Raw genomic sequence first — 26173 nt, forward strand, 5'->3', positions numbered from 1 at the left:
TTGCATTTTCTGTATTCTACTAATTAAGAAGCTGTCCTACACCAAGTTGGTGAGGGACAGCTTCTTTTACGTACAGATGTTACTTACATGGTATTATGTCGTGGATTTTCGTGTGATGTGATTATGCCTCGGTTTATCGTAAATGAAATTGCTGTAGATGTAATTGGTGTCTGTGATGTTCCTATAGTAGGGATAATTGTATACGCTCCATCTGGCAATTGGACCTTGCGGTTATCTTTTAAGACGGTTCCGTTCCAATTGCGTACTTCGTAGTGTCCGCGCTTCGTAATTCCTGATCGCTCTTGGATCGTTCCCATGTCGCCGTATACTGCATGTTGAACACTCAAATTCAAATGTTGGATAGATTCGCGTACACTATATTCAATATTTGCTGTAGGTTGATTTGTGTTCAACACATTCGGTGTCATTTTAAGAGAAAATACGGGTGGTAATGTATATCGGTCTCCAATAAATACACTAAAAGGGACTCGTAAGATGTGTCCGCTTGTTGCTTCCGTTAGGATAATGTGTCCAAAGCTGCTTCCCTCGGTTACATTTTCAGGTACTTGTAATTGAATAGAAATGTCAGCTTGTTCTCCAGCGCGCAATGGGACGGTTGTATCGTAAGTTGCATCAAGAACTGAAATGGTGACAGGTGATTGGTTTGTCTGTTGCTCAGATGCCTCTTTGTAATATGGATCTGCTATATCGGCTGTATTGTGATTTGGTCCATCGAACTGGATGGATATGTTATACACTTGGTTTTTATCTACGATATCTTTAAGTATCAGTTCACGCTGAATGTTAGCACCAGGCATAACTTGTCCAAAAGAAAGGCTGCCTGTGTAATAGTCATCAGGTTGAGCGTTATTCGTAACATTGGTCGTAGCTTGTATGAGTGCAATTGCTTCAGCTTCCAGTACAGTTGGGATGGATAATCGACCTGCTCCTTGGTCGTGGATCTTGTACCTTTTTCCAGCTGCATCTGTAAGCGGTACTGCATTGTTCATAAGTATAGATTTGATTTCTCCTGGTTCAAAATAACTACCTTCTATTTCTGCTTTGTTCAACAGTAACGCGGCGGTACCAGCGACATGTGGAGCAGCCATACTTGTGCCATTTGTTTCTTTGTAGGCATTGGAGTAATCACCATCCCATGAAGGGACTGTAGAACGAATCTTTGTACCAGGAGCTACAAGATCGGGTTTAATCTCGTAGTCTGGCAAAGATGGCCCACGAGAGCTAAATGGTGCAATCTGCTGTTGGTTGATGTTTGTACTCGTGGAAGCTCCCACAGCAATAGCTTGATGTGCACCAGTAGGGTGGGTGACACTATATTCACCAGGCCCTCGATTGCCATTGGAGGTGACGGCTATAACTCCTGACATGGCAGCATTATTTAGAGCTACTGTGTCCGCTGTATACTGTGAATTGCTTTCGCCGCTTAAGGATAGATTGATGATGTCCATATCGTCTTTTACTGCTTGTTCAATCGCAGCAACGATGTGTTCGGTTGTTCCTTTTTTATACGGGCCAAGTACGCGATAGGCGTAAAGTTCCGCTTCCGGTGCAACTCCGCGAACAGAGCCGTACGGACCATTTGGTGTGCTAGGGTTACCACGACCTACCAATACACCAGCTACAAATGTCCCATGCACCGTCGCGTATTTAGCATTTTCTTCAGCTGTGAGGTCAGGCCTAGGTTGTGTCTCCATCGGATCTTTATCGTTATCTACAAAGTCGTAACCTCCTCGATAGGCCTTCGCCAAGCTTGGATGGCGATAATCGACGCCAGAATCAATAACACCAACTCGTATTCCTTTTCCTTTGAAACCTAGATTCCATAGTGCTGACACCCCGATAATATCATGGCTAATCGTTGTATTTGAAGTAGGATGCTGCATGCTAGCTTCTGCATCGGCGTAGGTTAAAGGGGTTTCGTGAAAGATTTGATTTGGATAAATAGCTTTCACATGAGGCAGCTGCAATAATTGATCCACCTCATGTTGTGGAAGTTGAATCGATACGCCATTAAACACTTGAACATACTGATGATTAATTTGTGCTTGCGAGCTTTGCAGCAGGGATTGTTTGAAATCAGCTTGTTCTCTGTTAATTTGTTGCTTATACGTTTGCGTTTGCGAACGTGCCACAAGTCCATTTTTGGCTTTGAGGTCGTGCACTTTCAATGGATCACTATGTAATTCAACAAGTACGGTAATTGGCGTACTGCTTGTTTTGTCGTAGTTCGTTACATAACTTTTAGGAGTTAGTATTGGATTGGGCAACGGGACTTGCGGGTGTCCTAACGCAGCTAGACTGGATGAGGGGAGTAGAATTCCAATGCATAAGCTAATACTTAGTAATTTCAAATACCACTTGTTATTCATTTGATTCATCAATTAGGCCTCCTAGTTGTTTGTTCTAGATAAGTGATTAAGGATTGAGGCTTTTCAGCGGGCGCGAAAGGGAATGCAGGTAATGCAGGTAATCGAAGTGCAGTAAATACAAATTACCCCATATATTAGACGGTGAAACAATAATGATTACGAGAAATTAAAGTTGGAAGAGGCGAAAAAATAAGAAGCTATCCCTCCTCGTAGAAGTCTACGGTTGGAATAGCCTCTTATTTAATAATTGTGTTTAAAATTATTTGTGCTGGTGCTGCAAATGCTCCAATACACGATGGAGAATAGCAGCTGCTTCAGCACGTGTTACGAGTGCTTTAGGGTTGAATAGATTTTTGTCTGTGCCACGGATAAAGCCTTGCTCAACTGCATAAGCGATTGCAGCTTGGGCATCAGCGCTAATCTTGTTGCTGTCTTTGAATGTAAGCTTCTTCGTCGTTGATTTGAGATCAGCTTTCAAAGCTTGAACAAGCAATACAGCAACTTGTTCGCGTGTAAGGTTCGTAAATGCACCTTTTTCTTTCGCACGATCATTCCACTTTAGTGTTGAACCAAGTAAACGATCCAACAAGGACAGCCATTCAGCTTGATTTACGTTGTCGTTCGGCTTGAATGTGTTAGGCGTCGTTTTGCCTGCGATCAAATGGTGAGCCGCAAGCACTTCAATGCGATCTTTTGCCCAATGCTTTGCAAGATCAGAGAAAGATTTTTCATAAGAGCCTAATGTGAAGATAGTGCCAGATTTATCTACATTAACATGTAGATACCCTGTTGCTGGCTTAAGACCAGCATTCAAGTAAGTTAGTTTGTCGCTGTAAGTAGCGTCGTAAACGCCTACTTTACGCGGATCTTTTGCCACTGCGGCATCAATTTTGAGACCGACTAGCAATGGAGCTTTCCATGTTTGCTTGTTTGTTGCGAATTTCAATGTTGGTGCAGCTTGTTTCACACCTGCCACAGCAGAAGTGGAAGGAGCATTCTTTTGAGAGATAATGAACTTGATGCCATCTTTGTCAGCTAGTTCGCTGAGTGTTTCGTTGTATGCTTGAATATCAACGGTAGTACCGTTTACGCGCAATGTTTTCTTGGCGTCAATAAGCGCTTTAGCAATAGAGCTGGACAGCTGGATCTCAACTTGCTCGTATTTCGTGAAGTCTACGTCAGATACATCAAGTTGAACTTGCTTCACATCTTTGTTGTCCAATTGAGCCTTAATTACGCTGTCTTCTACCGCTAAGATCGCATTTTTCTTACTGTCTTTGGTGGACTCCGTTAACGTTCCTGCTTTTAGTTTAGTTCCTGATGGAGCAGAAGGGAAATATCCGCCGCCTGAGTAGTTGTTACCTGGGTTTGGTTTTTCAGGTGCAGGTTTAACTACTTTTATTAAGATAGGTGCATAAGGTACAACAGCCTCTACTTTATCTGCTGAACTTAACAACTTAATGTTTTGGACATCAAATAAATAAGAGCCTGCTTCTTTTGCTTTGAACGTTAGGCTGACAAGATTATCGACGCCTTTAGCAGCCCCATTGGAAAGGCTTACTGCATAATCGAGTCTCTTCTTATTAGGACCAAAATCAACAATGTTTGATTGAATCGATAATGGTACACCAGGATTATGCTGCTGTTGGTAGGTAGCCAACGTTACACTTTGCTGAATATTACTAAGTTCCAACTCAAACTTTTTATCGTACAATACGCTAAAGTTAGCTGCATAAACCGCCTCAGTGGCTGTAACCTTTACATCTACGCGGAACGTATCTCCCACCTTAACTTCAGAAGCAGATGAAATGGCTCCTACAGCTGGTGAGTCAGGCTTATAATTAAATTCGATAATTTGTGGTTCAGTGAGTCCGTTTCCAGCTAAATCATATACAAATATTCCAAGTGCATTTGCGCCATACTTTAATGGCACATCTACTTTAAAATCACCGTTGTCGTAGACCTCTCCCTTAAAGTAGCTTGCAGAGCCATCCGGATTGATTGCTGCTATTTCTACACCAATGATATTTTTAAGTGGTTCTGTTGCAGGTAGCAGATCGATTAGTAAATCGCTATCGATTGTACCACTAATCGTACCATGAGTAGGCTTACCTTTAATTACTCCTGGTTCATTTAATGTATAGTCTGGAGCTGTATTATCTACAATAAGTCCACTTCTAGCATTGAGTAACAGCTTAGAATCAACTTTAGGAACCAAATAATAGAAACCATCTTTGAGTGAAACGGATGCATTGTCTTTCTTCACTGTTCCATTCCATTTGCTGAATTCATAATATCCTTTATTGACACTGCCATTTGATTCTAGAATCGTACCTTGTTCGTTGTAAACAGCATCCACTACACTGATGGCTAGTTGATTTACTTTTTCAGCAACCCCATACTCAACATCAATAACATCCTGCACGCCATCCCCATTTGGAGAGAAGTAAAGTTTAGAAGGAGTGACAGTAGGTACTGATGGCAGAACGTAATCTTCACCAACATAAGCGCTGTACGGAAGACGTAAAGTATGATTGCTTGTAGTCTCCTTTAGTATTACAGCCCCTTCATATACACCTTTAGCTGCATTAGTAGGCACATTCAGCGTAAGTTTGAATGAAGCTTGACCGCCAGCTGTAAGGTTCACCTGAGTTTGATCCGCAGTTACGGTAACATTCGGGGAACCGCTGATTGTTTCCACAGAAACATCATACACTTGGCCTTTGTTGGCAATATCTTTGAGTGTTACTTGTTTTTCAGATGCTGCACCGACATTTACTTGACCAAATGATACACTACCAGTGGAATATTCATCAGGTACATAATCTTTTGTTGCATCTGTCGTGTATCCTACTGAAGCAACAGCTTCTGCTTGTAGGATTCTAGGAAGGTCCACACGACCTGCGCCTTGAGAGGCAATATCATAGGTTTGACCTTCGCGTGTTTTAACAGAAACTGCATTATTCGTAATGAGTGACTTGATTAAATCTGGATTTAATTCTTTTTGTTCCTTCTCGGCTTTTTCCTGTAATAGCGCTACAACACCAGCTATATGAGGAGCGGCCATACTTGTGCCATTGTTATCTTCATAAGCTTTTTCGTATTTGCCGTCAAAGGCCGGGACAGAGGAACGAATCGCTACGCCAGGTGCGAGAATATCAGGTTTAATTGCATATCCTGGCAAAGCAGGGCCGCGTGAACTAAAGCCAGCCACTAGATCCTGTTCGGTAACCGTTGAGTACGTTAGCTTTGTTGTTCCAGCAGCGAGCTTCGCTTTAATCGCTTCTCCATCTTTCTTCGTAATACCGAATGTAGGAACGGCTTTAGGATCAGGTACAGATGGGCTTAGCTCTCCGTCAGCATTGTTATGAATAAGAACGGCAGCAGCACCTGCAGCTGTAGCATTAAGCGCTTTTTCAACAAATGTAATCTCTCCACGGGAGATAAGAACCAGTTTTCCTTTAACATTTTTATTTGTAAAATCAGAAGTTTTACCAAGTCCCGCGAACACGACCTCAAGCTCTTGGTTATCTTGTAGGAACTTCTCATATGTAGCAATATTACCGTGAATAGCGGTTGTACCAACACCGTGGAAATTAGCAGCTTTTAGTGGTGGTGTAGATGCGCCAACCGAAATCGCTTGATGCGCAGCACCTGGACTACCAACGGTATAACCGTTAGGGCCTGAGTTTCCGTTCGAAATAACTACAGGGACTCCTACTATGGCAGCATTGTTAGCAGCTACGGAATCTGCTGTATATTCGAAGTTAGTAGGTGAGCCTAAGGATAGATTCAGAACGTCCATACCTTGCTCAACTGCTTTTTCAATCCCGGCGATAACAGAAGCAGTTGTACCACTACCATACTCACCAAGTACGCGGTAAGCATAAAGATCGGCACCAGGTGCTACGCCTCGTACCCAACCTTTATCATAGTTAGGGATTTCGGGATTGCCTCGCCCTAAAATAGTTCCAGCGACATGAGTACCATGAGAGGTTTCTACGTTACGACCGTTTCTTGGTGGTTTCGCCGGATTAGGCTTAGTTTCATATGGATCGTTATCGTTGTCGATAGTGTCATATCCGCCTTTGTAGGCATCCTTTAAGCTTGGGTGATTGTAATCAACCCCTGTATCGAGTACGCCGACCTTAATGTTTTTGCCCGTCACATCAGCTTTCCAAAACAGAGGAGCACCGATATGCTTCGTCGATTCATCCATAAATGGATTCACATTTGCATCATCTTGGAATGGCAATGAATAGAACGTCTGATTTGGATAAATTGCTTTTACACCTGGGAGTTTAAGTAGGTCTTCTACTTGCTGTCCCTTGATCTCAACGGCGAAGCCATTGAAAACTTGAGTGAATTGTTGATTAACCTTACCGTTTAACTCGGATTGAAGCGCGTATTTAAATTGTGCTTGTTCCACTTGCAAGTGTTGAATGGTGTCCTCACCATTCGCTAAAATGCCAGGGTTTTGTTGAGTCTGTTGAACTTTCACAGGCTCTGTTTGAAGTTCTACGATAACAGTGATCGGTTTATTACCTTCTGAATAAGCCTGAGGTAAATAATTTTGGGGTTCTAATTTTGATAATTGTAACTTGATATCCTGCGGTAGTTGGGATGTTACTTTTAAGTTTTTAATTTTTTCAATCTCTGACAACTTGGAAGGTTGCCCTGCTTGCTCAGCTGCTGCAAAAGTTGGAAACAATAGGCTTGCAGTTAGCGTTAGGCTCATAAATGTAGCTAACGTTTTGCGGTAGGAAGTTGTACTCAAATAAAATCCTCCTTCAATAAATGGGGTTATAATACGATGATAGAGTTAAAACAATGAGGCATGAAGGAAAGCGCAGAACCTCCTTTCGAGGATGAAGTGAACTGCATCTAACTGAGTACGATTCTAAGGTGTGCTTGTCTATGAGGTAATACTTCCTATTTTAATGTGAGAATTGACCAGTGTACATGGATTATATTCCTAATTATATAGAAAAAAGTCCTGATTTTCGTTTAGGTAGCGAGGCGAAAAATGCAGAATTTGCAAGCTTTTTGTCAAATGGAATGAACTGGTTATGTTTGCATTGTTTCAAGGAAATAGGTAATGTAAAGATATTGATTGGAAAAATATCGATATGAAGTATTGTAATCGTGTGAGGCGTCGTTCTCATGTGTTTGCGCGCTTGCACAGAGGGTTATATTTGAACAAAGAAACGAGGGGTATCTTTGAAGCGTAAACAATCTCGGCTGTGGTCGATTATTATGGCGGGGGGAGTGGCGACGACGTTGCTGTTTCTCTTAGGATTTGGTTTGGCTGTCGCAGATATTATAGCTCCTGCTTCCATACCATTTACAGAGAAACCTGAGTCTCAAGCACCAATTGTTGAACCAGAACGTTCAGAGCAAGAAATAAATATTGTCTCCTTAGGAGATTCCTTGACTCGTGGGACAGGGGATGAGACAGGTCAAGGTTATGTTCGTCGTGCTGTCGCCCAGCTATCTAAGGAGCAAACGAAACCTGTTAAACTCGTAAATAATTTAGCTATTAATGGACAGCGTGCAGATCAACTAGCTGAACGTTTGAAACAGCAATCTGTCGGCAATACATTGAAGCAAGCGAACGTTATTTTTCTAACCATAGGCGGCAATGATTTATTTCAAAGCGCACGCGATGATCAGATGAGCAACAACCCATTGAACGCAGAATCTCTCAAGGTAAAAGTAGAAAAGGGGACGACTGATGCGATTCGGGTGCTGAAACAGATTAGAGAATGGAATGAATCTGCACTTATCGTATATGTGGGATTGTACAATCCATTTTCTGATTTGAAAGAAATGCATCAAGATGGTAATGAAGTTGTTCAGCAATGGAATGATACGATGTTTAATGAGATAAATAAAGATGCGAATATGATTATGATTCCGACACAAGATTTATTTGAGCGTAACATAGGAAAATATTTGTCTTCTGATCATTTTCATCCGAATGGAATAGGGTACGAGGCGATTGCTACACGAGTGGTGCAAAGTATCAAATAAGAAATGAGAAAGCAGTCAATTAGCGTGTAATGACTCGTTACAGTTAGATAAACAGGAGGCGGTCATATGACTGAACAGTCCATTCCTGTCTTGTCCGTACAGCAAGTGAAGAAACGTGTGGGCAAGAAGTGGATTATACATAATGTGTCGTTTGACGTTCATGAAGGTGAAATATTTGGCTTTCTCGGCCCCAACGGTGCAGGGAAGACAACAACGATACGAATGTTAGTGGACCTCATTAAGCCGACAGAAGGTAGAATACAAGTATGTGGCTATGATGTGAATAAAGAACCAGAGAAAGCGCTTCGTTTCGTCGGTGCCATCGTTGAAAACCCTGAAATGTATAACTTCTTAACGGGGTGGGAAAATTTAGAGCAGTTTGCAAGGATGGTGCCGGATGTAGATGAGAAGCGAATTGAGGAAGTAGTCGCTGTCGTTGGGATGTCCAAACGCATTCATGACAAAGTAGGAACCTATTCCCTAGGTATGCGACAGCGACTCGGCATTGCTCAAGCGTTGCTAGTTCGGCCTAAGCTGCTTATTCTAGATGAGCCGACGAATGGATTGGATCCTTTAGGTATCAAGGAGCTGCGCCAATTTATCCGTGTGTTGGCTGAAAGTGGGATGGCTGTATTTGTATCTAGTCACTTGCTAAGCGAAATTCAGTTAATGTGTGACCGTGTTGCGATTATTAGCAACGGAAAAGTGCTGGCAGTAGATGATGTGAATCAGCTTCTACTTGGAAGAAATCAATATGTGATATGGTTCGTATCGGATGTAGAGCAGGCTGCAAAGATTTTGAAGCAAAGTGGGTTAACTCGGATCGTAAGTGAAAAGGATGCAATCATCGATGAGTCTATTTTGATAGGTTTACCAGATAGTCGAGTATTGACGGAAACACATCCTGAGCATATTGCTGACTTGAATCGACTATTGCTCGAGCAAGATGTGCTAGTGAATGGTATTCAGCGTGTAATGCCTACGTTAGAGCAGCTCTTCTTAGAAATGACAGAAGGGGGGCACATCGAATAATATGTTGGCGCTTATTCAAAATGAAACGATAAAAGTATTGAAGAAACGACGGTTCTATGTCGTGCTTCTTATCTTACTTATTCTCATACCTGTTTTTACATACGCACAAATGAAAGTGGCTCAAAATAGTCTTGAGAAGTTCGATCAGGACTGGCGCAGAGAATTGACGCAGCAAATTACAGATTTGCAGAACTCATTAGGCAGTGACCGAATACCTGAAGAATGGAAAAAGTTTAGAAAAATTATTTTGCAGCAGCTTCAATATTATCTTGATCATGATGTCAATCCGAAAGAGCCCAATGGTGTAACGTTTACGCGTACATTTATGGACAACTCGGTAAATCTATTTATACCACTGCTAGTCATGGCAATTGCCAGTGATATCGTATCCTCTGAACGCTCTACAGGCACGATTAAAATGCTGCTCACAAGACCTGTGAGAAGATGGAAAGTATTAATGAGTAAATGGCTTGTGCTTATGATGTTTACGGGTGTCATCGTATTTGTGACAGCGCTGCTATCTTATGTCATTTCAGGTGCTGTATTTGGGTATGGAGGCTGGACGATTCCGTTATTTACGGGATTTGACATATCGGGTACGAGCGTGAATTATAATGATGTTCATATCGTGCCAGCATGGCTGTATGTACTCATGCAATGCGGCCTAATCTGGTTTGCTAGTATTGTCGTAGCTGCACTTGGATTTATGATCTCCGTACTAGTTCGGAGTACGGCGGCCAGCATTGTGACATTAATGGCAACGCTAATTGCTGGTACAATTTTGTATAACATGGCATCATCATGGCCAACTGCAAAATATTTGTTTATGATTAATTTGAAATTAACGGATTATTTGGCAGGAACTCCAACGCCGGTAGACGGTATGACACTCCCGTTTTCATTGGCTGTACTAAGCATATGGGCAATTTGTGCACTGTTTATTGCTTTCAGTGTCTTTACGAAACAGGACATGATGAATTAAAATAGTTAAGAAAGCGAAACATCTGTTTGCATCCTGACGATTGCCGAAAGGCTGGAGGCGTTGTTCCAGACGTCGGGGTGCGACAGATTTTCTTTTGATTTCGGAAATTCGATAATCATCATTAGTTTAATCAAAGGGGGAGCATGAATGGTCGACCAAGTCGATATGTTCGGCGGAAAGCCTGAGCAGCAAGGTGCAGGCACGATAATGGAATATGGCGCTGACGACATTCAAGTGCTCGAAGGGCTTGTAGCGGTACGTAAGAGACCGGGGATGTACATAGGAAGTACAAGCTCCTCGGGTCTTCATCATCTTGTTTGGGAAATCGTGGACAATGCCGTCGATGAGCATCTTGCCAAATACTGCTCTGTTATAGATGTCACTATACACGCGGATAATTCCGTAACTGTACGAGACAATGGACGTGGTATTCCAACGGGAATACATAAGACAGGTGTACCGACTCCACAGGTCGTATTCACGATTTTGCATGCGGGCGGTAAGTTCGGTGGAGCAGGATATAAGAAATCCGGGGGCTTGCACGGGGTTGGTGCCTCGGTAACGAATGCTTTATCAGAATGGCTGCAAGTAGAAATTTATCGAGACGGCAAGATCCACCGCCAACGCTTTGAGTCGTGGACGGATGCTGCTGGAGTGGAGCATGTAGGTGAGCCTGTTACTGGCTTGGAAGTCACCGGAAACACGAATCGTACAGGTACAAAAGTAACATTTAAGCCTGATACGAAAGTGTTCCATGGTAACATTCACCTGAATTTTGATACATTGAGCGAGCGTTTGCAGGAAATAGCGTTCTTGAATTCTGGCTTGGAAGTCAATGTGAAGGATGAACGTTCTGGCAAGCAAGAGCAGTTCCGTTATGCTGGTGGTGCAAGTGAATTCGTGCAGTATTTAAATGAGAACAAGAGTGTTCTTCATGAAGTGATTCACTTCACAGGTGAAAGAGATGAGATCGAAGTTGAAATCGCGATGCAATACAATGATGGGTATACGGAAACAATCGCATCATTCGTTAACTCCATTTCAACAAGAGGCGGCGGTACGCACGAGACCGGCTTCAAAACGGCCTATACGCGAGTCATGAATGAATATGCTCGTAAAAATAGCTTGTTGAAGGAAAAAGATAAAAATCTTGAAGGTAATGATCTGCGAGAAGGCATGATGACGGTCGTTAGTGTTAAAATGTCAGATGTGGAATTTGTCGGGCAGACAAAAGACCAGCTAGGTAGTGCTTCTGCACGTGGCGTCGTTGATGCGGTCGTAACGGAGCAGATGCAAATCTTCTTGGAGGAGAATCCTCAAGTTGCGCAATCGTTAGTGAAGAAAGCCGTTCAAGCTTCGAAGGCTAGAGAAGCTGCACGCAAAGCAAGAGAAGAAGTACGCTCAGGCAGGAAGCGCAGCGAGAGTACGAACTTAGGTGGCAAGCTGACACCAGCACAATCCAAAGACTCTACTCGTAATGAGTTGTTTATCGTCGAAGGTGACTCCGCAGGTGGATCTGCGAAGCAAGGACGTGATTCTAAGACGCAAGCAATTCTGCCGCTTAAGGGTAAACCGATGAACCCTGAGAAGTCTAAGCTCGCAGATATTCTTAAAAATGACGAGTACCGGACTATTATTCACGCGATCGGGGCAGGTGTTGGTTCAGAGTTTGAGCTGGACGAATGCAACTATTCCAAAATCATTATTATGACCGATGCCGATACGGATGGAGCACATATCCAAGTATTGCTGCTAACATTCTTCTATCGCTACATGAAGCCGCTAATTGACGCGGGACGAGTTTACATCGCTCAACCGCCGTTGTTCAAGATAACTCACAAAAAAGGGAAGCACACTTCCGTCAGATACGCATGGACAGAGGAACAATTGAACAATTATTTGAAACAGTTAGGCTCGCAAGCTGAAATTCAGCGTTATAAAGGACTCGGTGAGATGAATCCGGATCAGCTGTGGGAAACGACAATGGATCCGGAGACACGAACGTTGTTACAAGTACAGATTGAAGATGCTGCTAAAGCGGAGCGTCGAGTATCGACATTAATGGGAGATAAAGTCGAGCCGCGAAAGCGTTGGATTGTAGAGAACGTGGACTTTACGGAGTTCGAAGAATAGAAGGGTGATTAGAGATGAGCGTATCGGAACAGTTCAAGCCTGCGTTTCTAGAAGACGTAGTTGGTGACCGATTCGGTAGATACTCCAAATACATTATTCAAGACAGAGCCATTCCTGACGTTAGGGATGGCTTGAAGCCAGTTCAGCGACGTATTTTGTTCGCGATGTATGATTCAGGTAATACATCAGATAAGCCTTATCGTAAGTCTGCCAAGACCGTCGGTGATGTAATGGGTAATTATCATCCGCATGGTGATTCATCTATTTATGACGGTATGGTACGTATGGCACAGCCTTGGAAAATGTCTCATGTACTCGTAGATGGGCATGGAAACTGGGGTTCCCTAGATGACGATCCAGCAGCAGCAATGCGTTATACAGAGGCAAGACTATCGCCAATTGCGAACGAGCTGCTGCGTGATATTGAAAAAGATACTGTATTGTTTAGAGCGAACTTTGATAATACAACGGAAGAGCCTTCGGTTCTCCCAGCACGGTTCCCAAATTTACTTGTGAATGGTGTCAGCGGTATTTCTTCCGGATTTGCTACCGAGATACCTACACACAGTTTGCGTGAAATTATTGACGCTTGTGTTGCGATGATCGATAAGCCTTCTATGGAACTTGATGAAGTGATGCAAATCGTTCAAGGTCCTGACTTCCCAACCGGTGGTATTATTATGGGGGAAGAAGGAATCCGGGAAGCTTATCGGACTGGAAAAGGCCGAATCTACATTCGCTCCAAGACCGAAATCGAAGATTTGCGCGGTGGCAAGCAACAAATCGTTATTACGGAAATTCCTTATCAAGTTGTGAAGTCGCGCCTTGTTACAGCGATGGAGAACATTCGCTTGGAGAAGAAAGTGGATGGCATTGCTGAAGTACGGGATGAGAGTGGCCGCGATGGATTGCGCATTGTGGTTGAACTAAAGAAAGAAGCGGATGCGCAAGGTATTTTGAACTATTTGTTCAAGAAGACGGATCTACAAGTTACTTATAACTTCAATATGGTTGCGATCGTGAATAAAGCTCCACAACAGCTTGGCATTATTCAAATATTGAAGGCTTATATTCAACATCAACGCGATGTGGTAACTGCACGTACACAATATGATTTGAATAAAGCGTTGGATCGTTCGCATGTATTAGAGGGTCTAGTTAAGGCATTAAATATATTGGACGAAGTCATCGCAACGATTAAAGCATCGAAAAATCGCCAAGATGCACAACTTAATCTCGTTAACCAATTCGGATTCACAGAACGTCAAGCAGACGCAATCTTAACGCTTCAATTGTATCGTTTAACGAATCTAGAACTAACAGCATTAACGAAAGAGTTGGATGAGATTAAGAAAAAGGTAGCAGAGCTTCAGCTAATTTTAAGTAATGAGCGTAAACTGCTGCAAGTCATCAAGAAAGAAATGACAGATATCCGTAATCGCTATGGCATTGATCGTCGATCCGTAGTACAAGGTGAGATTGAGGAGATCAAAGTCAATCTCGAAGTTATGGTTAATTCAGAAGATGTAATTGTAACGGTTTCCAATGATGGATATGTAAAGCGTACTAGTATGCTTTCATTCAATCGTTCAGGAGGAGAGTGGAACGGTTCAGGTGTGAAGGAAGGGGACCAAATCAGACATGTGTTCGAAGTAAATACACTTGATCGATTGTTGTTGTTTACACAACGAGGTCAATACTTCTCACTTCCGGTACATCTTGTGCCTGAATTTAAGTGGAAAGATAATGGTACCGCTATTGTCAACGTGATTCCGATTGCGAAAGAGGATCGGGTTGTCGCCGTCATTCCAGTCAAGTCGTTCGAAGATGAATTACAATCACTCGTTTTCGTTACGAAGCGAGGTCAAGTAAAGCGAACGCTGCTTAAAGAATATGAGACGAATCGAAGCGCGGCAGTTGTTGCATGTAAAGTGGCTGACCAAGATGAGATAATCCATGTTTATGGTTCAAATATGTCTAATGATTTACTTCTTGTTACGAAGCAAGGCATGTCCATTCGTTTCGCAGAAAATGAAATCAATCCAATGGGACGAGCTGCTGCTGGTGTGCGTGGCATACAGCTGAAGGATGAGGATTGTGTTGTTACTGCACTCAGTGTGAATGGAGATGAAGGGGAAATTACGATCTTGACCGATTTGGGCTGGGGCAAGCGTTCTTTGTTGCTTGATTATGTCCAGCAGGGTCGAGGCGGTAAAGGGATGGCTAGCTTTGAGTTCAAGGAAGGCAAGCGTGTAAAGCCAAACGGTTCTGCTATTATGGGTGCTTTCTTTAGTAAGGAAGCTTATCCGATTTTCGCATTAACGGATGGTGGACGTACGTTATCCGTGTTAACCGAGAGGGCTCCACTTATGGATAGAAAGTCGATAGGTAAAGCACTGCTTCCATTAGAGAAGGATGAGCAGGTAGTCGATCTATTTGCGCTCCATCCTCCTCAGCATGCATAGAACGACGCTGGATCAGTCATAAGGTTTATGAGGCGGGTCTAACAGTTCATTTAATTTCATCGTTAACTCCAACACGACCCACAGTGGTACCGGTTCATCCAATCGGTCTTGCCATTGTGGGTCTTTTATAATGCCGGCACGAACTGCGCGGTTGAATAAGTCCAGCTTCCACGTATCCATCCTCATGCTCCTTTCGTTTTCAGAAATGAGATTGCCTACTTTATTGTATGAAGGTATTAGGCACAGTGTGAACGATATGACAAGTTTGACATGGAGTAGCGCTCTAATTCTTAGCATTTGTAAACATATGTGAAAGGGAACGTGACCATGAATGACAACTGTGGTATAATTTAGTTGTTTTTGTAGGTACGGGACAGTGTTGGAGAGGGTGGTCGGATGCATGCTCACGATTTTGCGAAAGTATGGTCTAAATTAACAAAAGATTATCGCAACGTTATGGACGAGGCGTTAGCCCCTAGTTTGACGGACAGTCAGCTTATTGTGTTGGAAAAGGTGGCGGAACATAAGCGTTTGAAGCCTTCCGCATTAATTCCTTATTTAGAAACGACAGCAGCAGCTGTAACGACATTGTTAGACCGTATGGAGAAAAATGCATTAATAAGCCGCGAACGTGATCAAGAAGATCGACGTATCGTATGGGTTAGTTTAACTTCATTCGGAGAACAAGAGATGAACAGAGGCTTGGCTGCGCGTGAATCTTACTGGAATGAACTTCTAAATCGAATTTCAGCACACAATCAGCAACTATTGTTGTTATTACTTCATAAGCTGACTCAATCACCAATCGATCAGCTCACGAATGCGACGAAAAAGCAACAGTCAGAATTAACAAGCGTCGCAGCTTCTTCTTTGGCTGAATCCGCACATCATCCAATTTGACATCCTTGGAAGTATAAACTTGACGCTCTATTCCTTATATATGTAACAGCTAAATGTGTCATCAGATTTACCAATAAACAATTATTTTTCAAAGAAATTATGTTTACATTAGTGGATCTTGCTCTTTTTTTCAAAGAAACAAATAATAGGTTGCCACAGCTGTGATGAAAGTGCAGCTGCGGCAACCTAATCTATTTTGTACCTATTCGTTTCGCTCGCATCATGCTTACGAATTGTCCTGCATTTGCAGGAACTTTTGGCATCCGTACTCGTTATTGTAGATTAACACTATAAACTTCCCCACATATCCCACGGATAGACTTGTGGGGGACTGCAAGTGAAGCTCATCTGTTCCTTCAATGTTGGATGAGGGAATGCTAATTTGTACGACCACAAGGCAATTTGCTGGCCAGGTTTGTTCACGTTAGCACCATATCGTTGATCTCCATATAGCGGGCAGCCAATCGTTTGCATTTGGACTCGAATTTGATGTGATCTGCCGGTATGAAGCTGGATGCGTATGAGGGACAGTCCTTCTTTGTGCTCTAGCACTTCATAGTCCAAACGAGCTTCTTTTGCTCCGGGCGTATGAGCGGGCACAGCACGTACGTTATTTGTGCGAGTATCCTTCAACAAATAGTGTGTTAGGCTCCCAGATAGGGCGCCAGGACGGCCGTGGACGACTGTGAGATATTGCTTGTCTAGCTCATGCTTCCGTACGGTATCGGACAATCGGGAAGCTGCTTTGGATGTTTTAGCAAATACCATAGCTCCGCCAACAGGGCGATCTAGCCTATGTACGAGCCCCATATATACATTGCCAGGCTTGTTATAGCGAGTTTTGACATCATGCTTAAGTAGGGTGAGCATATCTAAATCTTGCGTAGAATCAGCCTGTGACAATATGTTCACAGGCTTTTCTACAACAAGTATATGATTATCCTCAAATACAATTGGGACAGACGGATAGGAGCCGCCGTTCATCATGACTCCCAACGTCCTAGTATACCGCAAGGCAGTACCATGCCGGAGTTCGTAATTGGTAATCCAATCTCACCGCAAGTAATTTTGCCTTCATAACGCTTTTTCATCGTCATCGTTAACAAATTATCCAATACAGTAGGAGAAAGTCCTGTCGTATAGGAGTTAATTAACATAAACAAAGGATTGTCAGACATAATTGTCGTACAGAATTCCAAGAATGGATATAGGCTTTCCTCTAGTTTCCACGTTTCACCGTTAGGTCCGCGACCATAAGAAGGAGGGTCCATAATAATCGCATCATATTTATTGCCACGACGCTGCTCACGTTGTACGAACTTGAACACATCATCGGTAATAAAACGAATTGGACGGTCCGCAAGACCTGACAGCTGAGCATTTTCTTTTGCCCATTGAACCATACCTTTAGCGGCATCGACATGACATACTTGTGCCCCGGCAGAAGCGCACGCTAATGTCGCTCCACCTGTATAGGCGAACAGATTAAGTACTTTAATGGGACGGTTTGCATTTGCTATTTTATCCATCATCCATGCCCAGTTCACAGCTTGTTCAGGGAACAGACCCGTGTGCTTAAAGCTTGTCGGCTTAATATGGAACTTCAAATCACGGTATTGTATCGACCAGCGCTCAGGAATCGGCTTCTTCATATCCCACTGTCCACCGCCGGATGAACTACGAGAATAATGTCCGTGTACATTTTTCCACTGATGATTCTCGTTTGCGATTGGCCAAATAATTTGAGGGTCAGGACGACGCAGGACGACATCGCCCCAACGCTCCAATTTTTCCCCGTTTCCAGTATCTATCAATTCGTAGTCTTTCCAATTTTGCTCCATGTATAGCATATCCAGTCTTCCTTCCTTGTCATCAAAAAAATCACTAAATCTTATTGTACTACAAAAGAAGGGGTTCATTCTACTGTGAGATAAGGAAAGGTGAGACATCGATAAAAAAAGCTACTCATTCACAAGGAATTTGTAGCCTACGCCTCTTACCGTTACAATATATCGCGGGTTGGTGGGATCGGGTTCTATTTTTTTGCGAAGATTGCTGATATGAACCATTAATGTTCTTGTATCACCAAAGCTTTCAGAATTCCAAATTAGCTGGTACAATTGCTCCAAGCGAAATACTTTATTTGGGGTCTGAGCTAGGTGTGAAAGCAGATCGAATTCTTTAGACGACAGTGAAATGAGACGTCCATTTGTTTTGACGGTGTGACTATTAAGATCGATTTCTAGTCCGGGATAAGCTAGCAGCGTGTTGTTTTCTGCTGATTTATGCAAAGTCGTACGTCGAAGATGCGCCTTTACTCGTGCAACTAATTGGCTTGGACTGAATGGCTTCGTTATGTAGTCATCTCCGCCAATAGTAAGACCTAAAATAATATCAACATCATCGCTTTTACAACTGATGAAAAGGACGGGGACATTTGAAGTTTTTCTAATTTCTTTACAAACTTCAATCCCATCTAATGATTTTAGTAGAATATCAAGTATAATAAGATCGGGTTTCACTTCACCAACGAGCTGCAGTGCATCATAGCCATTGTCTGCAACTACGACTTGAAATCCCTCCCGTCTTAAATACAAGGAGATTAGCTCTGTAATCTCAGTTTCATCATCTACTACAAGTATTCTGGCAGCACTCATCTTGGCTATTCACCTCCACATCTCATATTATAGCGAACAATGGTAGAAGATGACAACTCAGTAAGTGAGAGTAGTTGTCGAATAAGCCAAGCAGGAAATTATATATGGCAGCGAGTAAGTGTACTGGGGGTGTTTTCGCATCAAAAAGCTATCCTTTCATGCATTTGTAGCACTAGCAGTACTAGTTATCATAGTCATTCAACTTATTGGAGATATTTCACAATCCAAGATTGCGCCACAAGTACAATATGGTGTATTGAATTTGCGAAATTGGAATTTTGAAAAAGACGGGGCCGTTACGCTTAACGGAAAGTGGGAGTTCAATTGGAATGAGCTGCGTACACCAGAAATGTTTGCTGTGAGCAAAGATCAGCATTATGTATCCATCCCGAAGTTGTGGAATCAAGTTGAATTGAACGGTGTTCCGCTTAGCGGTACAGGCTATGCATCCTATCGAGTTCAAATTTTTAAAAACTCATCTGAAGTTCTTCTTGGCTTATGGATGCCTGGCGCATTTAGCTCCTATAACATCTGGGTCAATGGCAAGCTGTACATAAAAGAAGGTGTAGTGGCAGATAACGCTGATGCAGCAGTCCCTTCTTTTAGAAATCGTTTAATTATGATTCCTGCACCAAAAGATAAATTGGATCTGGTTATCCAAGTAGCAAACTTTGCACATCATAAGGGCGGGATTTCTGCGGCACCAGAGATTGGAACTGTAAATCAAATGACTCGTAAAAGCAAACTGGAGACAGCCAAGGATTCGCTTATTTTTGGATGTCTATTTATTATCGGGTTGTATCAGTTCGGTATGTTTATGGGAAGGCGAAGAGAGAAGTTTACATTCTTTTTTGGATTGCTTTGCCTCGCTATTGCTGTAAGAATGCTTACTCTAGGCGATGTGATGCTTATGTATTGGACTTCATGGTATCGATGGACTGGGCTCATAAGATTAGATTATTGTCTGATTACGATCGCTGTAATGGCAGGTGTCAGCTTTGTTCATTATTTATTTAAGGAAGAAACACTTCAAAAATTCTACTTCACTTTGATAGGCATTGGTTTACTATTTTTGCTCATTACTTTGACGCTATCACCATTATTATTCACATCGATTCTTATTCTATATCAAATCTATATCGTTTTTGCGGTTGTTTTCTCCATTATCGTTACGGTTCGTGCCATCCAGAGTCAGCGGACGGGTGCCACGATCACCTTATTAGGATTTATCATTTTTGCCGTGTTTATTTTTAACGATATTTTATACTATCAAGGATTTGCCCCGATTCGGGATTTGGCTCCATTTGGGCTTGTTATTTGTGTACTTATGCAATCTCTAATGCTATCTCGACGTATCTCAAAAGCAATGGGGGATGTGGAATCGCTCTACTTCGAATTACGAGAGTTGAATGCTGGACTTGAAACGAGGATTGAGCACCGTACTTCAGAGTTGGTGCGGATGAATGAAAGTTTAGAATCCAAAAATGATGAGCTGGAACGGATGGAACGCTCACGCAGACATTTGTTATCGAATATATCTCATGACTTACGAACTCCGATGACGTTAATTAGAGGATATTTGGAAGCACTCTACGACGATGTTATTGTTGAACCTGACGAACAAAAAAAATATGTAAAACTTATGCTTAACAAAATTAATAGCTTAAATCATTTGATTGAGGACTTGTTCGAATTATCTAAGTTGGAGGCTCGCCAGGTCAACGTAGAAATGGTAGATGTACGTTTGGAGCGCTTCATTTCTCATATCGAAGAACAATATGAATTAGAATTGCGTGCAAGGGGACTGATGTTTGCTTGTTACAATTTAACGTATCGAGATGCCCCTCCGGTAAGTTTGAATCTTAGAATGGACTTGGATAGAATGACACAAGTATTGGATAATATCATATACAATGCTGTCAAATTTACCCCAACCGGAGGAAAGATAAGCATACGCTTTCAATATGTTGTATCTAAATCTTGTATACATATTTCAATTAACGATACAGGGGTTGGGATTGATTCAGAAGACTTGCCCTATATTTTTGATCGCTTCTACAAAAAAGATAAATCTCGCAATTCAGCTGTAGGCGGTAGTGGATTAGGGTTGTCGATTGCCAAAGAAATTGTAGAACTTCATCATGGTCGAATATGGGCACAAAGTGCATATGGGCAAGGAAGTACGTTTCATATCGAACTTCCTGTATATGACCTATAATTTTGAATTTGATTGTTTCATAGCGTGCTGCATCATATGAAGAGTTTGCTCTCGTGACTGCTCATCCATGGCTTGCCATAGTTGAAGCAGTCTTTTTGTTTCTTGGGGCTCATGATCTTGCAGGTCGGAGTTTATAAGATAGTCAATGGATACGTCAAATAGATTCGAAAGTTTACGAACTGTATCATACACAGGCTGTCGGCTGTTTATTTCGTAATGGCTGTATGCCGAGCGCGTCACCCCAATGTATCTTGCTACTTCCTCTTGCGATAGTTTGCGAGAAATGCGCAGGCGTCGCAATCTTTCTCCGATCGTCATATGGGAATACTCCTTCGTTTATTAGATTAGTCAGATATGGTGAATGATGTAGCTGATAGTTGTACTTTATGATACAAAATGTATCGTGTCAAGATTATTTTGCCGTCTATTTTTGATAAGTCTAGCATTTGTCCAAGCGAGAGTTTGTGAAATACATATAGTAGTAGTGGAGGTGAAGCCAATGTCTACATTTGTAGATAGTCAAATTTCGCAAAATGCGAGTTATGCAGGTTCGATTGCGGTTCCACTAACTGCTGCTCCAGTCTTATTTGGAACATTAGGAATCAATTTAGCAACAGCTACCACAAACACACGAGTAGAATTGAGTGCAACGGTTGCTGTTACGACATTGTTAGCAGTATTAGGAACGGTCACAATTTTAATTTTCCGTGACACAACCCAAATTTATTCGGCAACGACAGCACTTCCTGTTAACGCTCTTGATACGCTTACTTTTACGGTTTCAGCAACAGATTTTAACGTTCCAACAACGCCTAGTTTCCCAATCTATACTGCATACGTGCTCGGTAGTGGTATCAATCTAGCGAACCGCACAGGTCCAGAAAGCTTAAGCGCTGTAGCTGTCTCTGACTAATCATTAAATAAATGGTTATGCAGCTTTGAAAGGGGAGGGCATTAGGCTCATCCCCTTTTCTTATCTTGCCGCGTTGTATACACATTCATTTGTCGTTATAGCTGCATAATATAAAGATGAGAGGAGGGGGGCGGATATTGAGTGCTTTATCTCGTGTAAATCGTATTGTAATCGGTATAGGTGGGAATTGTTCGGTAGCCTATCAAATAAGACGATTAGGTTTGCGGCAAGCTTCTTATCCACTAGATTGGTTCAGTATGCCCAATGCGGGTCTGACTGCTTCACTTATTCAATCCAATTTCTCTTCATTTATGGACAGAGACAACTTGGATATTATCGGAATTACTGATAATGGACTGTATTATCATGTAGTAGATCGAAAATGGGACTGTCATTCCTTTCATGACTTTCCTGTTGTTGAGGGAGAGCCTCCTTTATACAACTATGAGTTGTACTATCAACTATTGGAGAAGCGTATTCGTAGATTTTTAGATGATGTGAGGATGGATAAGCCAATTACACTTATTAGAATGGGATATGCACAACAAGACATACGATTGTTAGAAGAAGCGATATCTACCTTGCGTAAATATTCGTTCGAATTGTTGTTGCTAAATGAGTCTGGTGATTGTAAGCAGCTAGAGTTGATTGCTAGGTATAAAAGTACGCTGCAATATCTCATGCCTACTGGCTCATCATGGTATGGAGATGACGACGCTTGGGAGCTACTAGCTAGCGATTTGTTAAAATAGAGAAGTAAGGGTCTAAATAAGGTTGAGATGATCGTGCGCAGCTACTCTGATGATACAGGTGATTGTATGGCTCAATTTGCTGTTCTATGCGAGCCTAATGTTGTGGTTCTCTTAGATGAGAACTTAAACATCGTTTGGCGCTGGGAATGGAAGCAGGGCAGACTAAATGGTTTAGAAAAAGAGGCCCAAGGCAATACGTTATTGGTAATGGAGCAGGGAGGGCGGCATTGGATAAGAATCTATCCTATGACGGATCAGGTCGAACGATATATCGCTGCAGAAGAGAGTTATTCCTTTGACAGCATTTTACCATTTATAAACCAATTTGAAGTAAGTTGCTTGGCAGGGATGCTCAGAGCATCTCAACAGTTCCGTTTCATTGCTTTAAGAGACAAAAAAGTATATGTTGGCGGACCCTATGGTATTGGTTTTATACCACATCAAATGTATTCGCTGCAAGATGGCAAAAGGATACTATTTACGAGCCATACTTCATCCACAATGAGAATATTAGATTTTACAACTGGGGAGATTACACATACGATTCAGGCTGGAGCATTAGTAGCAGATGCGGGCGTTAGCATAGATAATAACTTGTTATTTGCATGTAGTGCGATGGAGAACACATTGCGTATTTGGCATTTACATTCGCTGCAACTTGCCTCTAAAGTCATTCACACTGGGGAAGGACCTAACCAAATCGTAACCTCACAAGATCAACTTGAACAGTTGCTCATTCACTGTACAGATGAGAGTAGCCTTGAGATTCGAGGGATGATAGATGGTCAAATAAGAAAGCGCATCACTCTCGAAGGAGCAATGCGCCATTCTTCTATTCGTATTCATAGTTGGATTAAAAATTACATTCTTCTGTCAGGCGTAAATAAAGACCCATATATCGCTTGGTGGAATCTAGATAGCGAAACAATATCGTCTATTACGCCGTTGCCGGGCAAGCCACTCCGTGTCATTTCACTCCATGAAAAGGTGAGCTTCAGAGTGTGACAGACTCATTTGTCGGGTCGATAGTTAAATAATGCTTAGTTGTACCTAGTACAAAGATAAAGCGAGTGTGTCATTTTCCCATTTCGAGTGCAAGATAGCTTCTGAACCAACGATCTCGATACTTATAAGCGTATCTAGACATTTCTTGATGGCACGCTTACCCGTAAATAGTTTACGATTCAATGCATCTTTAAGTAGAGAGAATGTATTCTTATGTGAAATAGTTGTGCAAAACACTGGGATTTGGCGATCTTGAAATTCAATATATACAGTTTTCTTCAACATAACTTGTACCTCCATTACAACGTATATGTTTTCTATGAATTTATAATAAACAGTCAACATTAAACCAACCTTAAAAAGAGAAGACAATGTTGTAACAAAACGACCGTTTTTGATTAAAATTATTTAATAGAAGCGGATTTCACGTCATTCTTTCCATAAACAAGCAATAAAAAAGCGGCTTCTCTATCGATGTTACATCGTAGAGAAGCCGCTTTGTGATTAGAATGAAATAGTTGTGTGAAGATTAAGCGGAAACGTTAACGTCTGCCCACATTTCATCATCATTGAGATCGAGCTGGATATCAGAACGGAAAACACGATGACCGTACTGTTGATGAACATATTGCTCAATCGCTTCTAGTAGATTCATCTCTACTAAATATTGCTGTCGGCCTTGAATCCATACTTGAGCGGTAAATCCATATTGTTCATCCCAGCATAATTCTACCTCGATATCTGTAGGTTGAACTTGTCTGCGCATTGCCATATTGAGACATACTGCATTAACAAGCTCGTCCATAGACAATCGTAGTGTCATTAGTTGAAACCTCCATGTGAAGAACGAGCTTTACGTGAATCACGCCATTTGCGGAATATGATCGATGCAACCATAAATAATAGTACGATTGCAAATACGTTGACCATAAGACCAAGAATGTTACCCAACATTCCCATGTCACCGAACAATCCACCAAATAGCATTCCAGCAAGTCCACCGATCATCATCCCTTTAAGGAAGCTGCCGCCAAAGCTAGGCTTAGAAGTCTTTGGTGGAGTTGTAGTTGTAGCTTTGTTCGTTGGTTGGTTTGCTTTGTTTGTAGAAGATACGCCAGAATCATTCTTCGTCGGCGCTGGGTTGTATTTCTTAACCCCAGAACTGAAACCACCGCCGCTGCGCTTCTTAGCGTCAACGATACCAGGTGCCGTTACGGCGAATAGAAGTGTAATAGCCATGAAAGCCGCCATTAATTTACGCATAATTGCCTCCTCAGATGATGAATCATATAATTTTGTTATCCTTAAGATTGTTTACGGATAAAGTCACGAATGGTTTCAAAAAACATTTGTAATTGTTACAATAATCATGGAAATTGAATAGAGATGGAAATAATGCTCTTGAGGAAGCTGGTGACAAATGTATAATCACAATTATGTTCGTTATTTAATAGAGTTTCACGTTACCCGTGATTGGTTTGAATGCCATGAAATTATGGAAGAAATGTGGAAGGAAGAGCTAGATGCTGATAAACAGACTTTATGGTTATCACTCGTAAGAATTGCAGTTGGTCTGTACCATGAGCGAAGAGGCAACAGCAAAGGCGCACTTAAAATGCTGACTCTCGTTCAAAATGATGCCAAAGATTTGAATTGGCATTCTTTAGGCTTGGATAAGGATAAACTGCTCGTGCAAATAGACCAACGTGTTGCTAAAGTAAAAAAAGAGGCAGAACAAAGTATGCAATCGGAGCCTATTGAAGCTTTTGAAGTCATGAATCTTCCTATTTCAGACGATCGATTATTGGAGCAGTGTAAAGCTCAGTGCCTCAGCGAATCGATGGAATGGAAGTTGGAGCCTCCTATCTGGAGTGAAGAACTGATTCATCGTCACAGTCTTAGAGACCGTTCCGAAGTGATTGCAGCTCGTCATGCTGCGATGCAGCAAAGGCAGCAATAAATAACAACCGCAGTTGTCCGTTGGGATAATCTGCGGTTGTAGCTTGCTTCAATTATTCGCTTGTTTACACATCTTGTCCGTCCTCAAGCATTTGAATAACCCATTTACACCACTCGATTTGTCCTTCTGCGAGAGAAACTGCACGATTCAACAAAATATAATCTCCAAAATGTTTGGAACGAATATGACGTTCTTCTTCAGGGATGCGGGTCAATAACTTTTCGTAATAGGCAATCTTGGTCTCTAGCTGCTTCATGCGAGCGAGGAATAGAGGGGCTGCTGTATTGCGGTCAGTCATCCAGATACAGTTAGCTTTTAGGCTTAGTTCGTCACGGAAAGCGGTTTCGGCTGGTGGGTCACCAAGCCACTCCATAACAGCTTCACGTCCCAAATCGGTTATCGTGTACACTTTCTTATCTGGCTTGTCCCTTTGCTCAATGCGTTCATATTGTACGTAGTTCTCACGTTCCAGCTTGGCGAGCAACGGATAAATTTGACTATGTTTCGCTTGCCAGAATGGTTGAATACGCAGCATTAAATCATACCCAGAACACGGCTCTTTGGCTAACAACCCCAACAAACCATAGGATAACGTATTTAACATATCAGGAACTCCTTCCTAATTCGAAGTTGATATCGTTCATCCATACATGTACCTCACTGAACGTGCCGTGCGAGATGGGAACAACTACATTATAAGAAAAAAAATCTAATAGGCAAGTATTTTAATCAT

At 42.1% G+C, this 26173-nt stretch carries 22 protein-coding genes; 11 read left to right on the top strand and 11 right to left on the bottom strand.

From position 1 onward, the window contains the following. Window positions 1-83 precede the first annotated feature (83 nt). Both H580_RS0103750 and H580_RS26780 read right to left on the bottom strand, forming a co-directional pair. Entirely contained in the window at window positions 84-2399 is a 2316-nt protein-coding gene (locus H580_RS0103750) for a S8 family serine peptidase (protein WP_028593600.1), read from the bottom strand. A 250-nt stretch (window positions 2400-2649) separates the two neighbouring features. Next, window positions 2650-7167, bottom strand: coding sequence for a S8 family serine peptidase (locus H580_RS26780; RefSeq protein WP_036604519.1), 4518 nt, complete (start codon window positions 7165-7167; stop codon window positions 2650-2652). Window positions 7168-7610: 443 nt separating this feature from the next. Between H580_RS26780 and H580_RS0103760 the strand changes: the two genes are divergently transcribed. The 5 genes from H580_RS0103760 to parC all read left to right on the top strand — a co-directional run bounded on the left by H580_RS0103760 (window position 7611) and on the right by parC (window position 15035). Next, the gene (locus H580_RS0103760; protein ID WP_028593602.1) at window positions 7611-8423 is read left to right on the top strand and encodes a GDSL-type esterase/lipase family protein; all 813 of its coding nucleotides are present in this window, start codon (window positions 7611-7613) and stop codon (window positions 8421-8423) included. Between the two features lie 66 nt (window positions 8424-8489). Beyond that, a complete protein-coding gene (locus tag H580_RS0103765; RefSeq protein ID WP_028593603.1) occupies window positions 8490-9455 on the top strand; it encodes an ABC transporter ATP-binding protein in 966 nt (321 codons plus the stop codon). A gap of 1 nt (window position 9456) precedes the next feature. Continuing rightward, window positions 9457-10437 (top strand): ABC transporter permease, encoded by a 981-nt coding sequence (locus H580_RS0103770; protein ID WP_028593604.1) that lies wholly within the window; start codon window positions 9457-9459, stop codon window positions 10435-10437. Window positions 10438-10584: 147 nt separating this feature from the next. Beyond that, window positions 10585-12570, top strand: a complete 1986-nt coding sequence (gene parE / locus H580_RS0103775; RefSeq protein WP_028593605.1) for a DNA topoisomerase IV subunit B — start codon at window positions 10585-10587, stop codon at window positions 12568-12570. A 14-nt stretch (window positions 12571-12584) separates the two neighbouring features. Beyond that, entirely contained in the window at window positions 12585-15035 is a 2451-nt protein-coding gene (parC, locus tag H580_RS0103780; protein WP_028593606.1) for a DNA topoisomerase IV subunit A, read from the top strand. Window positions 15036-15047: 12 nt separating this feature from the next. Here the strand turns inward: parC and H580_RS26355 are convergent, their stop codons facing one another. Next, window positions 15048-15215, bottom strand: coding sequence for a hypothetical protein (locus H580_RS26355; protein ID WP_169449346.1), 168 nt, complete (start codon window positions 15213-15215; stop codon window positions 15048-15050). Between the two features lie 216 nt (window positions 15216-15431). Here H580_RS26355 and H580_RS23245 point away from each other — a divergent pair, with 216 nt between their 5' ends. After that, complete coding sequence (locus H580_RS23245; protein WP_084508906.1) at window positions 15432-15935, top strand: MarR family winged helix-turn-helix transcriptional regulator; 504 nt, start codon at window positions 15432-15434, stop codon at window positions 15933-15935. A gap of 288 nt (window positions 15936-16223) precedes the next feature. On the opposite strand, the gene H580_RS0103795 is transcribed toward H580_RS23245, so the two are convergent. The 3 genes from H580_RS0103795 to H580_RS0103805 all read right to left on the bottom strand — a co-directional run bounded on the left by H580_RS0103795 (window position 16224) and on the right by H580_RS0103805 (window position 18592). Continuing rightward, entirely contained in the window at window positions 16224-16922 is a 699-nt protein-coding gene (locus tag H580_RS0103795; protein ID WP_157282683.1) for an RluA family pseudouridine synthase, read from the bottom strand. Continuing rightward, window positions 16919-17785 carry a class I SAM-dependent methyltransferase gene (locus tag H580_RS0103800; protein ID WP_036604522.1) on the bottom strand — a complete coding sequence of 289 codons (867 nt, stop codon included), beginning with the start codon at window positions 17783-17785 and terminating at the stop codon, window positions 16919-16921. Before H580_RS0103800 ends, H580_RS0103795 begins: the two co-directional genes overlap by 4 nt. A gap of 111 nt (window positions 17786-17896) precedes the next feature. Next, complete coding sequence (locus H580_RS0103805) at window positions 17897-18592, bottom strand: response regulator transcription factor (RefSeq protein WP_028593609.1); 696 nt, start codon at window positions 18590-18592, stop codon at window positions 17897-17899. Between the two features lie 118 nt (window positions 18593-18710). Here H580_RS0103805 and H580_RS0103810 point away from each other — a divergent pair, with 118 nt between their 5' ends. Next, window positions 18711-20810, top strand: coding sequence for a sensor histidine kinase (locus tag H580_RS0103810; RefSeq protein ID WP_245583479.1), 2100 nt, complete (start codon window positions 18711-18713; stop codon window positions 20808-20810). Here the strand turns inward: H580_RS0103810 and H580_RS0103815 are convergent. Next, on the bottom strand, window positions 20805-21128 hold the full coding sequence (locus tag H580_RS0103815; RefSeq protein WP_028593611.1) for a helix-turn-helix domain-containing protein: 324 nt from the start codon (window positions 21126-21128) through the stop codon (window positions 20805-20807). The two genes, H580_RS0103810 and H580_RS0103815, sit on opposite strands and share 6 nt — an antisense overlap. A 181-nt stretch (window positions 21129-21309) precedes the next feature. Here H580_RS0103815 and H580_RS0103820 point away from each other — a divergent pair, with 181 nt between their 5' ends. The 3 genes from H580_RS0103820 to H580_RS0103830 all read left to right on the top strand — a co-directional run bounded on the left by H580_RS0103820 (window position 21310) and on the right by H580_RS0103830 (window position 23480). Continuing rightward, on the top strand, window positions 21310-21723 hold the full coding sequence (locus H580_RS0103820) for a hypothetical protein (protein WP_028593612.1): 414 nt from the start codon (window positions 21310-21312) through the stop codon (window positions 21721-21723). A gap of 137 nt (window positions 21724-21860) precedes the next feature. Continuing rightward, window positions 21861-22475 carry a DUF1796 family putative cysteine peptidase gene (locus H580_RS25355; RefSeq protein ID WP_051217220.1) on the top strand — a complete coding sequence of 205 codons (615 nt, stop codon included), beginning with the start codon at window positions 21861-21863 and terminating at the stop codon, window positions 22473-22475. A 33-nt stretch (window positions 22476-22508) separates the two neighbouring features. Further along, a complete protein-coding gene (locus H580_RS0103830) occupies window positions 22509-23480 on the top strand; it encodes a WD40 repeat domain-containing protein (protein WP_028593613.1) in 972 nt (323 codons plus the stop codon). Between the two features lie 45 nt (window positions 23481-23525). On the opposite strand, the gene H580_RS0103835 is transcribed toward H580_RS0103830, so the two are convergent. The 3 genes from H580_RS0103835 to H580_RS0103845 all read right to left on the bottom strand — a co-directional run bounded on the left by H580_RS0103835 (window position 23526) and on the right by H580_RS0103845 (window position 24743). Further along, window positions 23526-23765, bottom strand: coding sequence for a hypothetical protein (locus H580_RS0103835; RefSeq protein ID WP_028593614.1), 240 nt, complete (start codon window positions 23763-23765; stop codon window positions 23526-23528). Window positions 23766-24009: 244 nt separating this feature from the next. Beyond that, complete coding sequence (locus H580_RS0103840; RefSeq protein WP_028593615.1) at window positions 24010-24303, bottom strand: YxcD family protein; 294 nt, start codon at window positions 24301-24303, stop codon at window positions 24010-24012. Beyond that, window positions 24303-24743, bottom strand: a complete 441-nt coding sequence (locus tag H580_RS0103845; protein ID WP_028593616.1) for a hypothetical protein — start codon at window positions 24741-24743, stop codon at window positions 24303-24305. Before H580_RS0103845 ends, H580_RS0103840 begins: the two co-directional genes overlap by 1 nt. 157 nt (window positions 24744-24900) lie before the next feature. Here H580_RS0103845 and H580_RS0103850 point away from each other — a divergent pair, with 157 nt between their 5' ends. After that, complete coding sequence (locus tag H580_RS0103850) at window positions 24901-25440, top strand: DUF309 domain-containing protein (protein WP_028593617.1); 540 nt, start codon at window positions 24901-24903, stop codon at window positions 25438-25440. Between the two features lie 64 nt (window positions 25441-25504). Here H580_RS0103850 and H580_RS0103855 read toward each other — a convergent pair whose 3' ends face one another. Further along, window positions 25505-26044: a PadR family transcriptional regulator gene (locus H580_RS0103855; protein WP_028593618.1), complete on the bottom strand. Its 540-nt coding sequence runs from the start codon at window positions 26042-26044 to the stop codon at window positions 25505-25507. Between the last annotated feature and the right edge of the window lie 129 nt (window positions 26045-26173).

Source organism: Paenibacillus assamensis DSM 18201 (assembly GCF_000422445.1).
Lineage (GTDB): Bacteria > Bacillota > Bacilli > Paenibacillales > Paenibacillaceae > Paenibacillus_B > Paenibacillus_B assamensis.